Below are 12,069 nucleotides of genomic sequence, written 5' to 3'. Positions count from 1 at the left end.
GTAATGGCCTGTCGGGTCGGCTGCAGCCGACCTTTCGGGCAGGCGATCAGGGATACAGCAGATAAGGCTGGCGGCGCTGCAGGAACGCATCCAGATCCTGCTGCCAGCCCTGGCGGATTTCCCGCTCGGTTTTGCCCGCCTCAATGGCTTTTCTCAGCTTGTCGGTGCCGGCCAGCTTATCCATAAAATCGGGGCTGGTAAAAAACGCTGCCTGCTGGCTGGCAAACTGCTGGTGCCAGGCGATCAGATAGGCCAGGTTTAGCCCGTCTGCCTCAATATGACGCAGATCCAGCCCGGTGACCTGCCCCCCTTCAAACTTGGGATGAGTCGCTGCGCCGGGAATGGAACGCGGGGTAAAATGAAAAGGCTCCACGCCGGTCACGTAAATACTGTCGTGGCCGATGACCTGGAACGGAAAATCCGTTCCCCTGCCGATGCTGACCGGCGTCGGTTCGAAAAAGCCCAGGGAGGGATAGTGACGGACTGCGGCGTAATTGGGCAGATTGGGACTGGGTCTGACGGGCAGCTCATATCGCATCTCACGGTTGTAGTTGGCCACAGGGATCACCGTCAGCGACAGGGGCTGCTCCGTCTCCAGCCACCCCTCACCCACGATCATCTGCGCCAGTTCACCCACCGTCATACCATGCACCAGGGGAATGGGGTGCATGCCGACAAAGGAGCGAAACTTTGGCTCCAGCAGTGGGCCGTCCACGTAGTCCCCGTTGGGGTTGGGCCGGTCCAGCACCATAAATTCCAGGCCGTTCTCAGCCGCGGCCTCCATCATATAATGCATGGAACTGATATAGGTGTAGAAACGCACGCCGACATCCTGGATATCGAACAGGATCAGATCCAAATCCGCCAAAGCCTCTGGTTCCGGCTTGCGGGTTTTGCCATAGATGGAATAAAGGGGCAGTCCGGTTTTCTCGTCCACCGTCGAGGCCACCTTGGCGCCGGCATCATGATCGCCGCGAAAGCCGTGCTCCGGGGCAAAGATACGCCTGACCTCTACGCCCTCTGCCAGCAAGTGGTCGACAAGATGCTGATCTCCCGCCCGGGACGTCTGGTTAACCACCAGGCCGACACGCTTGTCCTTCAGCCGGGACAGGTAGAGCTGAGGTCGCTCGGCGCCGACCTGCATGGCCTCCTCACTGGGCTGCCCGCCGTCGGCACGGGTTTCCACCTGCGGCGAACAGCCCGCCAGCAGGGCGCTTACCAGTAAAATGAGCAATCGCAACCACATTCACTTATCCTCCGCTGTTGGCCTGTTCCACCGCCCGGCGTAAAAAGCCCTGCTGTTTGTCCAGCAGCGCCTGACCCGCCTGCTTGTCCAGACCGGTAAGAATATGCAGGATCGCCAGCTTGGCCTTGTAACCTGTATGGATCAAGGCCTCACGGGCCGTTTCATGGTCACAGCCGGTAGCCTGCATGCAGATACGAATGGCGCGTGCGTAAAGCTTCTGATTGCTGGCGTTGACGTCCACCATCAGGTTCTCGTAGCTCTTGCCGCTGCGGATCATGGCAGCCGTGGTCAGCATATTCAGTATCATCTTCTGCGCACTGCCGGATTTCATGCGGGTGGAACCGGTCAGCGCTTCCGGACCGACCAGCGCGACGATGCCGATATCTGCCGCCCGGGTCACGGCGGAATCCGGGTTGCAGGTGATACTGACCGCCGGCGCGCCAACCTGCCTGGCATACTCCAGGGCCGAAATCACATAGGGGGTGCGGCCGCTGGCGGCAAGACCCACCAGCACGTCGTCTTTGCTCAGGCCGACATTCTGCAGATCGCTGATAGCCAGTTTCGGATCGTCCTCTGCCCCTTCCACCGCCTTGTAGATGGCGCCTTCGCCGCCGGCAATAATACCCAGCACCTGCTGATCGGAGACACTAAAGGTAGGCGGACATTCCACCGCATCCAGTATGCCCAGCCGTCCGCTGGTGCCGGCCCCCAGATAAATCAATCTGCCGCCGGCGGCAAAGGCTGTGACGATCTTGTCCACCGCCAGGGCGATTTGCGGGATGGCGTCCCTGACCGCCAGGGCCACTTTCTGATCTTCGCGGTTAATTTTTTCCAGAATCTGCTCCGTGGGCAGCAGGTCGATATCCAGAGTGTCCGGATTGCGCCCCTCGGAAACCATCTGTTCCAGTTGCGCCAGCAGTTGTGATTCTTCCTGCAGTCTGTCCGTATGCTGTTGCTTATCCGCCATGGTTCAGGCTTCCTCCGGTTTGTGTCGCATCTTCCATTGCCCCGTCAGCATTTTCCTGGCCAGCAGGCAGGCGCCATCCAAAGATGTGCCTTTAGCCTGCTGCAACCTGGAATGGGTGCCCCGGTCCAGATGGTCGGCGCTGATCTCGGCCAGGCCGCCTGTCAGCACCAGGGGTAAATCGTCGCCGCAGGCGTGGATCAGTTTTTCCACCGCACGCAGGTGCCTGGCAAACAACTGACCGGCCAGCGGGCACTCATGGCGACGCTCCAGTATACCCGGCGCCAGGCCGGCAAACTGGGTGGGGGTGGCGTGGCGCAGCCAGCCGAGAATATCCGAACGGTTGCCGCCCAGTTCCTGGCATAACCAGCTTGAGGTAGCGGACTTTGCCTTGCCATACAGATCCATCTCCCACAGCATGGCCTGAATGGCATTGACGCCCAGTCGCGCGCCGCCGCCCTCATCGCCCACCAGCATTCCCCAGCCCCCCAGCATGCGTTCACTGCCATCGCTGTCCAGCACCATGGCCACCGACCCTGTGCCCAGCGCCACCACCGCCACCGGCTCCCCCTGATTAGCGCCATAGGCCGAGGTACGGGCATCGGTCATGATTTCCACCTGGCCAAACACATCATCCAGGCCATCGTAAGCGGCGTTTTTCAGGGCCTTCTCTCCGGCGCCCGCCAGGCCGCAGACGCAGAAAACCTGTTTCAGATCACAACCGGCCTTTTCGGCCAGTTCATTGGCCAGGGTCAGGATCACATTCAGGGACAGGGACACCCCCAAAGACAGGGAAGAGGCCGAACCCCGCGATTCCCATTGTTTTTCGCTGGACAGGTGGATCAGACGGGCGCTGGTCTTGCTGCCCCCGCCATCAATGCCCAGCAGGTATTCGAAGCTCATTGCCTGACTCCAGATTCTAGGGGCTGGCCTGACGGGGAGCCCGCCAGACAAACCAGGGTGGCCACCAGGGTGCCTATACACAGCTGCCAGGTGAAGCCGAGATTAACTTGCCATTGAACCGGCAACAGCTGGTCCATCACATAAGGCTGAAAGCCCAGGGTCACCAGGAATCCGGTCACCAGCGCCATCAGCACGGAAGTAGGGTTGCCGCGCTGGCTGAACAGGGTGGTGAAATAGACCCCCAGCAGTCCACTGTAGGAAAACACCATCACGCTCAGGGCAAAGGCCAGCAGCGGCATATTCGAATACTGTTGCCAGTAAAAACACAAGATGGCCATACCGGCCAGGGCGACGGCCGCCACGACCATGCCCATCTGCCCGGCCCAGACAAAGTGCCTTTCGTCTTTGCCGGGACGAATGCGTGCCATCAACGGCCTGTACAGATCCTGCACCAGCACCGAAGACATGGCATTGAGACCGGAATTGAGGGTGGAAAGTGCCGCAGCGATCACGCCCACTGTCACCAGCCCACGGACCCCCACCGGAATTTCGTTGAGTACGTAGTACATGAAGATGGTGACATCCTCGCCCTCGAAGCTTTGCACCAGCGGCTCCCCCTGGGGACTCATCATCAGATCGGGACGCTGGTAATAGACATAGAGTAAAAGGCCAATGACGATAAACAGGAACATGACCGGGATCACCATCACCACCGACCAGATCAGTGCCTTGGCGCCCTGTTTGGCGTCCTTACAACTGAGCATACGCTGGGTCATGTCCTGATCCAGGCCGAAGGCGGCGATATTCAGCAGCACAAAGCCGGTAATAGCCGACCAGAAACTGAACACGCCGCCGGGTCCGAAGTCGGGACGAAAATCCAGCAGGGTCAGTTTGGATAATTCCCTATCAACGGGGTGGCGCAGCGCCTCGACAATCTGGCCGAAATCGGCAGGAATACTGATGTAGAGGAAATAGATGACGAACAGGGCGGCGCCCACATACACGGTACACTGGATCACGTCGCTGATAATAACCGAACGAATGCCGCCCACGAAGGAATAGGCCAGCCCGACCAGGGTCAGAATCAACACCGAGCTGATGACACTGGCCGCCTGAATATCGGCAAACAGGATCATGGACACGGCCAGGGCCGCCATATACAACCTGGCGCCGCTGGCAAACACCCGGCCAAACAGATACATGATGCCGGCCTGGCGCTTGGCCGCCGCACCAAACCGCTGCTCCAGCAGTTCATAAACCGTGGTGACCCGCTGCTGGTAAAATTTCGGCATCAGAAAGATGGCCACCCCGAAGGCGGCAATGAAAGCGCCGATATTGGTGGCCAGGTAACTGAAGTCATTGCGGTAACCCTGGTCCGGGCCTCCCAGAAAGGTCGCCGCCGACTGGGAAGTGGCCAGCACGGAAATGGCCACCATCCAGATTGGCATCTTGTTGCCACCGAGAAAATAATCCTGGGTGGTGGCCGCCTTCTGGCGGCTGAACAGCCAGCCGGTAACTGCCATCACGGCAAAGTACGCCGTGAATACCAACCAGTCCTGCCAGGCGAATTGACTTTCCATCCTCACCCCTGAGTCGGTTCCTGACTGAGCCCGGAACCGGGTTGCTGTAATTATTTATATTGATTATTATCCATTCTAATGAATAATTAATTCCAATTGCCAGAAAAATATTCCCTTACCCGGAGATATTGCTTTAACTGCCGGTTTTTTTATTGGGGCACAGACGTTTCCATGCAGGAGTTTTCATGTTTTATCCTTATTTCATCCGCCCACTGGCCCTGCTGGGGTTATGTATGAGCCTGACCGCCTGCAACCAGGCCAGCAAAGAGGATCTGGACGAACAGCAGTTACGGGCAGATCTCGCCCAAAAGCTGTTTATCGACCTGCGCTATTATTGTAACGAGCCCCCGGCAGAGGGCCCCTGCAAGACCCCCATGACCAAGCTGCCCCCTGAACTTGCGGCGCTGATCAGGGACAACGGGGTGGGCGGGGTGATTCTGTTTGCCGACAATCTGGTGGATGTCCCCCAGATGGTGAGGCTGACCCGCGAGTTGCAACAGGCCGCCACCAGTTCGAAAACAGGGGAGCCCTTGTTTATCAGCCTGGATCAGGAAGGCGGCCGGGTAGCGCGCATTCCCCGGCACCTGGGCACCGCGTTTTCCGGCAACATGGCCATTGGCGCCACCTACGCCGAGCGCGGCACTGCCTTTGCCAGGCTCACCGGCACCGTCCTGGGCAAAGAGCTTAAAGCGCTGGGTTTTAACGTCAACCATGCCCCAACAGTGGATGTGAACGTCAACCCCGACAACCCGGTGATCAATGTACGTTCTTTTGGCGAAGACGCGGAAAAAGTCGCCGAGCTGGGCATCGCCCAGATGCAGGCCCTGCAGTCCGAAGGGGTACTGGCCACCCTGAAGCATTTCCCCGGCCACGGAGACACCGCCGTGGACAGCCATACCGGCCTGCCCAGGGTGGACCACGACCGGCAAACCATAGAACAGGTGGATCTGCTGCCGTTTCGCCGGGCCATCGAAACCGGCCAGGTGGAAACCATTATGACCGCCCATATCCAGTATCCGGCTCTGGACGACAGTCTTGTCACCAGCAGCAGCGGCGAACAGATGCTGCGTCCGGCCACTCTGTCACGGGCCATTCTGACCGACTTGCTGCGCAAGGAAATGGGTTTTAAGGGCCTGATTATTACCGATGCCATGGATATGGCCGGCATCGCCCATTTCTTCGCCCCCACCCAGGCGGTCATAGAAACCTTCAAAGCCGGCACCGATATGGTGCTGATGCCGGTGCGCCTGCATACCCCGGATGAGCTGAAATCCCTACCCGGGCTGCTCGAGGATCTGGTGGCTGCGGTTAAAAACGGGCAGTTGAGCCTGGAGGAAGTACAGGCATCTGCCGGCCGGATCCGCGCCATGAAAGCCAAATATATCGCACCGGAACAGATCAGCGAAGCCGACGCCGTCTCCCGGGCACAAGCCATAGTGGGCAACGTCCGCCACCGTGAACTGGAGCAGCAGCTTTCCGATGCGTCCCTGACCCTGGTCAGGGGCGCTGAAGGTCTTGCCCCCCTGCCCCAGAACGTCAAGCAACTGCACCTGGTAATGCCGGACAGGGGCAAATGCCTGGCCATGCAGCAGGCTCTGGCCCGCAATCTCAAGCCGCTGATCACCACCTGCAGCAGCCTGCAGGGCTTCGATGCGGACCTGAATATGGTGCAACTGCAGGCCGCCGACGTCTTACTGGTGGCCAGCATCACACCGGCACAAAGCGCGGTGGAGCGCGGCGGCATGGAGGATATGAGCCTGGTCAGTGCCGAAGCGCTGGACCAGCAGGCCCAACAGGCCCTGTTGCCGGAACTGATAGAAGGGGCAAAAGCCCTGGGCAAACCCGTGGTATTTGTCAGTCTGCGCGCCCCCTATGAAATCAGCGAACTGGCTACCCGGGCAGACATGGTGCTGGCGACCTACGCCTACAACACCCATCTGCTGAGTGAAGAAGACAGCCCGGCCCCACCCATTTATGGGCCGGCTTTTGAGTCCCTGGCCCGCTTCCTGGCCGGTAAGATTGACGCCAGCGGCCAGTTGCCGGTCAGCGTCGCCTGGGACTAAGCCGACAGCAGGAGCCGGGAACCATGTTCAGACGCTACGCCGACAGCATACTGCAGGCTCTGCCGGCCAACCGGCTGCTGGCGGTGGATGCCTTCCGCGGCCTGGCCATTGTGGCCATGATACTGGTCAATAATCCGGGTAGCTGGTCCCACGTGTATCCGCCGCTGCTGCATGCAAAGTGGCACGGCTGGACGCCCACCGACCTGATCTTTCCGTTTTTTGTATTTATCGTCGGCCTGTCCATCAGTATCGCCGTGCCCCGCCAACTGCAGGCCGGCAAATCCCATGGAGAATTGATTCGACAGGGCCTGATCCGGGCCACCAAGCTGATTCTGCTGGGCTGGCTGCTGGCGCTGTTTTATGTGAATTTCCGTGACCCTAACTTTTCCTGGGTTGAGGACCGGCTTTTAAGCATGCGGATCCCCGGCGTGCTGCAACGCCTGGGGCTGGTGTATTTCGCTACCCTGCTGCTTGTCCTGTACTGGCAGACGCTGGGCCGGATTATCTTGGCCCTGCTGCTGTTGCTGGGTTACTGGGCCCTGCTGATTTTTATGCCGTACACGGATGAAGCCGGCAACAGCTTTACCGGCCTGCTGCTGCCCGGCAACAATCTGGTTGCCTGGCTGGATCATCAGTTGTTTGGCCCGGCGCATCTTTACCAGCAGACCCAGCCCTTTGCCCAGGATCCTGAAGGCCTGCTCAGCACCCTGCCGGCCATCGCCAGTTGCCTGAGCGGCGTACTGGCCGGCCAGCTGCTTTGCCGTCAGGCGCTCAGTCTGGCTGAGCGCACCAGATTGTTGTTGATGGCGGGCCTGGCGGGGATACTGGCCGCGGAGATCTGGCAGTACTGGCTGCCCCTCAACAAGGCCCTGTGGACCTCCAGCTATGTGCTGTTGTCCAGCGGCTATGCCGCCCTGGTGCTGGGGCTGTTCCTGTGGCTGATTGATCTGAAAGGCATTAAGCGCTGGTGTGCGCCCCTGGTGGTATTCGGTGCCAACGCCATTGCCTTTTTTATGTTCGCCGGCATTGCGGGGCGGATTCTGATTATGATCCCGGTGGGACAGACCACCCTCAAAGGTTGGCTGTTCGCCGAACTGTTCCAGCCTGTTTTTGGCAGCCTCAACGGCTCTTTGGCTTTCGCCCTGTGCTTCCTCGCTTTTTCTTACCTTTTGATGCACTGGATGTATAAAAAGGGCTGGTTCTGGAAGGTGTGATGACTGATATCATGCAAGCTGTTCTGACATGGGGAACTGCAGGTGAATTACAGATTTGAGGTATTCGGCCGCGAGATGTTGATAAAGAGGCTCGAGGGTAATTGGGTTCTTTTTACGGTCTCTGGCAAGGGGCTGCTTTCCCGGGTCGGGGATATCGCCATACCCGCAGAGCTGTCACCGCAGGAGCTGAGATCCTTTCTCGATGATATGTACCACGAACAGGCCTCTGCCGCCCATCCGGAAGTTATCCGGCTTGACTAAAGTCCGGTCGCTCTGGTCAATTTATCCCTGTAAATGACTGGCCAGGATCCAGCAGCCCACCAGGATAAGCACTGCCCCGCCAGCCGTTTCGGCCCGTTTGCCGATCAACCCACCCAACACCCGGCCCAGCATAATGCCCAGGGTCACCATGATAAAAGTGGCCAGGCCGATCAGGCCCGCAGCTAACAGGATATTCACCTCGACAAAGGCCAGACCCACCCCCACCGCCATGGCGTCGATACTGGTGCCCACCGCCGTCACGGCGACCCGTAAAATGCCCCGGCGGGGCGGGCGGTCCGGCTCGTGTTCTTCCCCGCCCAGGCTCTGGTGAATCATATGCAGGCCCAGTCCCGCCAGTAGCACAAAGGCAATCCAATGATCCCAGGCCTGTACATAACCGGCGGCCAGATGGCCCACTGACCAGCCAATCAGCGGGGTAATGGCCTCAATGGTGCCGAAGATCAGGCCGATTTTCAGGGCCTCAGTCAAGGGCGGGTTGCGCAGGCCGGCCCCTTTGCCAATAGCGGCGGCAAAGGCGTCGGTGGACATGGCAAGTGCCAGCAGGCACAGGGCGATCAGATTCATTAAGGATTTCCTGCTCGAAGGTCGGGGGCATAAAATACTGCCGGTTCAGCAGCTAAATGCCTGCAAAAAGGGCCCGAAAATAACACAAAAATGCCGGCGTGAACCCCGGCTATTCGTTAAGTACGCTAATCAACAGGAGCAGCATCAGTCCTGCCGAAATAACGGACAGCATCACCAGCCAAAAGTCGCTGTCGGACAGCCCCGGGGCTGTCACTTCGTCGGCCAGTAGCAGCAGGCTGACCGTGGTGGCCAGACAAACCATCCCCGTTAGCAGGATGGCCCTGCGGCATTTCCAGATAAAGAGTCTGATTTTTCGTCTTAAGGTCAGAAATTCAGTCATTGGCTTGTCTCCTCATCAGTTTTTCAGCCTGGGAAAGGCAGGTTTTAACGCTGCCAAGCGGAAAGTCGAGTCTGGCCGCCACCTCCGCATGAGAATATCCATATACCGTATGAAGAACATAGACATCGTATTGTTTATCACTCAGCGCTGCGGCCAGCCGGCTGAAGTCGATAAACACATCGTTTAGATGGGGCGCCGCCAACCGGGGCGGCTGCCTGAACAGCAATCCCCTGAGGCGTTCAAAGCTGCTGGCCTTTCTGAGCAACTGCTTGTACTCATTGATGGCAATGGAGAACAGCCAGGTGGAAAAAGAGGCCCCGCCCTGGAAGTTGCCGATCCTGGTAAAGGCACTGATATAAGTCTCCTGAACCACATCATCAACCAGGTTCTCATTCACCCTGCTACGCAGAAACGCCCGGAGTCTGCCATCCGAGCGTTTAAACAGCTCATCAAATGCTCCCAGTTCCTGTGCACCCTGTGCGATGGCGACCAGTTGCTCATCGGAAAAGTGTTTCATCCGGCTGTTGTCATTGCTTCTCGAACAGATGAAGCAGCAGGTAACCTATACCGCTGAGCAGTGGAAACAAGGCGATACCATACAGGGCATCATTCAGGTCGATATTGCCCCGGTGCGGAAAATCCACTGCCACTGAGAATCCACAGATAGCCAGCCCCAGCAAAAGCGCGAACAGCCCTCTTCTCAGATCCCGGTTTGAGGCATACAGCTGCCCGGCAATGGCTTTGATGACATCAGGGGTCAGGTCCTCCCGCGTTTTTATCGCTTTTTCAATCAGCCCTAAAAAGGCGCGCTTTTTGGCATACTGGTAAAACAGCAGCATGCCCAGAGCGATGACAAAAGAACTAAACACAATCAGCGGGACCAGGATCCCCTCATTTGCATTGATCATTGACTGTTACCTTCTACTCCATAGCTGCGAACCCAAATAAAGCCGGGGCAGAATATGCTCCAGAACCGGGATGGAGTTATCACCGTTCATAAAGATCACATAGGCATTTTCCGATTCAGGAAAAAACACCGCCAGCGTATTCACCCCCGGATCCCGGCCGGTATGCATAACAGCCCTGTCCTGGGTTGAGAAGTTGTCAAAAATTTCCCATCCCAGACCAAAGTAATGGTGTTCTCCCAGTTGCAGTTGCTTACCGGTCATTTCCCCGTACAACACCGGCATCAGATGGCGCTGGTTGATGACATACTGCATAAAGGATGAATAATCGCCAATGGTGGTGATAAGGTTGGCCGCCCCATTGGCCTTATAGTACTTATGCAGGGGCAACTGTTTCCCTTGCGCATCATAGTGCTGTGCATAACGTCCCTCGTCCACTGCCTCATCCCACCAGAAGTGTGTGTCCTCCATACCGGCGGGAATAAAAACATACTCCTCGGCCAGCTTTTCCAGGGGAATATCAAACTTGTTCTCCAGCGCCTGTCTGAGGTACTCAAAACCTTCACCAGAGTAACCATGGCCCTGACCAGGAGCAAAGTTAAAAGACAGTTTTTTATCGTCAGACATCCAGCGCCAGTTGGGGAAGCCGGTTTGATGTGTCAGAACGATGCGAGGAGTAAGAAGATGGACTCTGTTATCAGAGACCAGATCCGGATCAACCCAGTACTTTGACAAGGGCTCATCCAAATCAAGCCGCCCGGCATGGGCCAGCTTAAGGGTGAGCAGCGTGACTATGGGTTTGGTCAGCGACGCGACCTTGAACAAGGCGTTTTGAGGGGCAGGCCTATTGTCATCCAATTTACCGTAAACCCGGGTGGACTGGATTCTCCCTTCCATGAGAATACCTATCGCCAACGCTGGCACGCCTGCGCTATTTAACGTCTCCAGAAGCGCTTCTTCTTCTGCGCCTGGGCTGGTGTGGTTATAACTAAGGACATTCTCCAGTTGCCAGTCGTCCCCATTACGAGTCCAGGTGCTGGCAAAATCGGCGCTGCTGGTCTGCTTGTCCGGCTGGCCCGCCTGCCTGAGGTAAAACACATGCTTTCCCTGCTGAATCGCGCCATATAACCGGCCATCGTTATAAAGGGGGAAGGTTTGTAATGAGCCAGGCACCAGAAATCTGACCGGCTTGGTATCGCCCTCGCGGCAGATGTACTTTTTGGTGTTATGCAGAAACTTAGCGGTATCCTGCACACCGCTCTGATCGTGGTAAAACCTCAGCTCTTCACTGACATGGGATTTGAGATAATCCAGATCGCATTGATTAAAGCCACGCTGGAAGAAAGTCTTGTCCAGCTCGGCCAACTGGTCGCTCAAGGCCTCCTCTGTCACCTCTGCAAGCACCGTGGTGCCGACCATTACACCCAATACCATAACCAAATACTTCATCTGCTATTCCCATCTTGTGATTTAACACTTAGATGCATCGGGGTAGCAGTTTGGATGTGCAGAGACGAAGCCAGGCCAGGGCAGGCCCGTTACTTTTCAGCAAACGTCTGACGTGGCGGTCAGATCCCGTAGTCCCGCTCCACCTTGCAGATGCGGGTCTTAAAGGATGCATACCATTTTTCCCGACCCAGCTTTTGCGCTTCCTGGTGCTCAAGATTGGCTTTCCAGTTCCTGATAGAATCCAGATCCGCCCAGTAGGAAACAGTAATGCCCACCTCCTCCCTGGCAGACTCTATGCCCAGAAAACCGGGTTGCTGCGCGGCCAGCTCGACCATCTTGTCTGCCATCTCACCGTACCCCTTGTCTCCTTCAGTACGAAGGGAGGTGAAGATGACGGCGTAATAGGGGGCTCTGGGGGTTTGGGCAATCAGTGACATGCAGATTCCTTACAGATCAATTGGAAAGGCGGGCCAGTATATTATCCAACGGCAAGGTCCGCATCATGGGGCGGGTTGTTTTTTTGCAGTCGCCGGTCCGTTACCTGTCTCTGGCGGTGAGC

At 57.5% G+C, this 12,069-nt stretch carries 13 protein-coding genes; 3 read left to right on the top strand and 10 right to left on the bottom strand.

Annotation, left to right across the window (positions count from 1 at the left end):
- Positions 1-46 precede the first annotated feature (46 nt).
- Genes J0A66_RS08825 through J0A66_RS08810 form a run of 4 tightly spaced genes read right to left on the bottom strand, consistent with a single transcriptional unit; the run spans position 47 to position 4,693 of the window.
- A complete protein-coding gene (locus J0A66_RS08825; RefSeq protein WP_206573434.1) occupies positions 47-1,246 on the bottom strand; it encodes an exo-beta-N-acetylmuramidase NamZ family protein in 1,200 nt (399 codons plus the stop codon).
- Between the two features lie 4 nt (positions 1,247-1,250).
- Complete coding sequence (gene murQ, locus J0A66_RS08820) at positions 1,251-2,213, bottom strand: N-acetylmuramic acid 6-phosphate etherase (protein ID WP_206573433.1); 963 nt, start codon at positions 2,211-2,213, stop codon at positions 1,251-1,253.
- 3 nt (positions 2,214-2,216) lie between these two features.
- Positions 2,217-3,113, bottom strand: a complete 897-nt coding sequence (locus tag J0A66_RS08815) for a glucosamine kinase nucleotide-binding domain-containing protein (protein WP_206573432.1) — start codon at positions 3,111-3,113, stop codon at positions 2,217-2,219.
- Positions 3,110-4,693, bottom strand: coding sequence for a sodium:solute symporter (locus tag J0A66_RS08810; RefSeq protein WP_206573431.1), 1,584 nt, complete (start codon positions 4,691-4,693; stop codon positions 3,110-3,112). The genes J0A66_RS08815 and J0A66_RS08810 overlap by 4 nt, the downstream gene beginning before the upstream one ends.
- A 185-nt stretch (positions 4,694-4,878) precedes the next feature.
- Between J0A66_RS08810 and J0A66_RS08805 the strand changes: the two genes are divergently transcribed.
- Genes J0A66_RS08805 through J0A66_RS08795 form a run of 3 tightly spaced genes read left to right on the top strand, consistent with a single transcriptional unit; the run spans position 4,879 to position 8,231 of the window.
- Positions 4,879-6,756 (top strand): glycoside hydrolase family 3 protein, encoded by a 1,878-nt coding sequence (locus J0A66_RS08805; protein WP_241264107.1) that lies wholly within the window; start codon positions 4,879-4,881, stop codon positions 6,754-6,756.
- A 23-nt stretch (positions 6,757-6,779) separates the two neighbouring features.
- Positions 6,780-7,970 (top strand): acyltransferase family protein, encoded by a 1,191-nt coding sequence (locus J0A66_RS08800; RefSeq protein WP_206573430.1) that lies wholly within the window; start codon positions 6,780-6,782, stop codon positions 7,968-7,970.
- Between the two features lie 42 nt (positions 7,971-8,012).
- On the top strand, positions 8,013-8,231 hold the full coding sequence (locus J0A66_RS08795) for a DUF7661 family protein (RefSeq protein ID WP_338143877.1): 219 nt from the start codon (positions 8,013-8,015) through the stop codon (positions 8,229-8,231).
- Positions 8,232-8,252: 21 nt separating this feature from the next.
- On the opposite strand, the gene J0A66_RS08790 is transcribed toward J0A66_RS08795, so the two are convergent.
- The 6 genes from J0A66_RS08790 to J0A66_RS08765 all read right to left on the bottom strand — a co-directional run bounded on the left by J0A66_RS08790 (position 8,253) and on the right by J0A66_RS08765 (position 11,947).
- Positions 8,253-8,816: a manganese efflux pump MntP gene (locus J0A66_RS08790; protein WP_206573429.1), complete on the bottom strand. Its 564-nt coding sequence runs from the start codon at positions 8,814-8,816 to the stop codon at positions 8,253-8,255.
- 109 nt (positions 8,817-8,925) lie between these two features.
- Positions 8,926-9,156 carry a hypothetical protein gene (locus tag J0A66_RS08785; RefSeq protein WP_206573428.1) on the bottom strand — a complete coding sequence of 77 codons (231 nt, stop codon included), beginning with the start codon at positions 9,154-9,156 and terminating at the stop codon, positions 8,926-8,928.
- Positions 9,149-9,673, bottom strand: coding sequence for an RNA polymerase sigma factor (locus J0A66_RS08780; RefSeq protein WP_206573427.1), 525 nt, complete (start codon positions 9,671-9,673; stop codon positions 9,149-9,151). Before J0A66_RS08780 ends, J0A66_RS08785 begins: the two co-directional genes overlap by 8 nt.
- Positions 9,674-9,683: 10 nt before the next feature.
- Positions 9,684-10,064, bottom strand: coding sequence for a DUF6249 domain-containing protein (locus tag J0A66_RS08775; protein ID WP_206573426.1), 381 nt, complete (start codon positions 10,062-10,064; stop codon positions 9,684-9,686).
- 6 nt (positions 10,065-10,070) lie between these two features.
- A complete protein-coding gene (locus tag J0A66_RS08770) occupies positions 10,071-11,510 on the bottom strand; it encodes a serine hydrolase domain-containing protein (RefSeq protein WP_206573425.1) in 1,440 nt (479 codons plus the stop codon).
- A gap of 119 nt (positions 11,511-11,629) precedes the next feature.
- Positions 11,630-11,947 (bottom strand): antibiotic biosynthesis monooxygenase family protein, encoded by a 318-nt coding sequence (locus tag J0A66_RS08765; RefSeq protein WP_206573424.1) that lies wholly within the window; start codon positions 11,945-11,947, stop codon positions 11,630-11,632.
- Between the last annotated feature and the right edge of the window lie 122 nt (positions 11,948-12,069).

The organism is Bowmanella dokdonensis (assembly GCF_017254865.1).
In the GTDB taxonomy this organism is placed as follows: Bacteria; Pseudomonadota; Gammaproteobacteria; order Enterobacterales; family Alteromonadaceae; genus Bowmanella; species Bowmanella dokdonensis.
This window is presented reverse-complemented; position numbering and strand designations above follow the sequence as displayed.

Coding starts and splice junctions, on each gene's coding strand:
- J0A66_RS08825 (WP_206573434.1), bottom strand. CDS start 1,246: ATGTGGTTGCGATTGCTCATTTTACTGGTAAGCGCCCTGCTGGCGGGC.
- murQ (WP_206573433.1), bottom strand. CDS start 2,213: ATGGCGGATAAGCAACAGCATACGGACAGACTGCAGGAAGAATCACAA.
- J0A66_RS08815 (WP_206573432.1), bottom strand. CDS start 3,113: ATGAGCTTCGAATACCTGCTGGGCATTGATGGCGGGGGCAGCAAGACC.
- J0A66_RS08810 (WP_206573431.1), bottom strand. CDS start 4,693: ATGGAAAGTCAATTCGCCTGGCAGGACTGGTTGGTATTCACGGCGTAC.
- J0A66_RS08805 (WP_241264107.1), top strand. CDS start 4,879: ATGTTTTATCCTTATTTCATCCGCCCACTGGCCCTGCTGGGGTTATGT.
- J0A66_RS08800 (WP_206573430.1), top strand. CDS start 6,780: ATGTTCAGACGCTACGCCGACAGCATACTGCAGGCTCTGCCGGCCAAC.
- J0A66_RS08790 (WP_206573429.1), bottom strand. CDS start 8,816: ATGAATCTGATCGCCCTGTGCCTGCTGGCACTTGCCATGTCCACCGAC.
- J0A66_RS08785 (WP_206573428.1), bottom strand. CDS start 9,156: ATGACTGAATTTCTGACCTTAAGACGAAAAATCAGACTCTTTATCTGG.
- J0A66_RS08780 (WP_206573427.1), bottom strand. CDS start 9,673: ATGAAACACTTTTCCGATGAGCAACTGGTCGCCATCGCACAGGGTGCA.
- J0A66_RS08775 (WP_206573426.1), bottom strand. CDS start 10,064: ATGATCAATGCAAATGAGGGGATCCTGGTCCCGCTGATTGTGTTTAGT.
- J0A66_RS08770 (WP_206573425.1), bottom strand. CDS start 11,510: ATGAAGTATTTGGTTATGGTATTGGGTGTAATGGTCGGCACCACGGTG.
- J0A66_RS08765 (WP_206573424.1), bottom strand. CDS start 11,947: ATGTCACTGATTGCCCAAACCCCCAGAGCCCCCTATTACGCCGTCATC.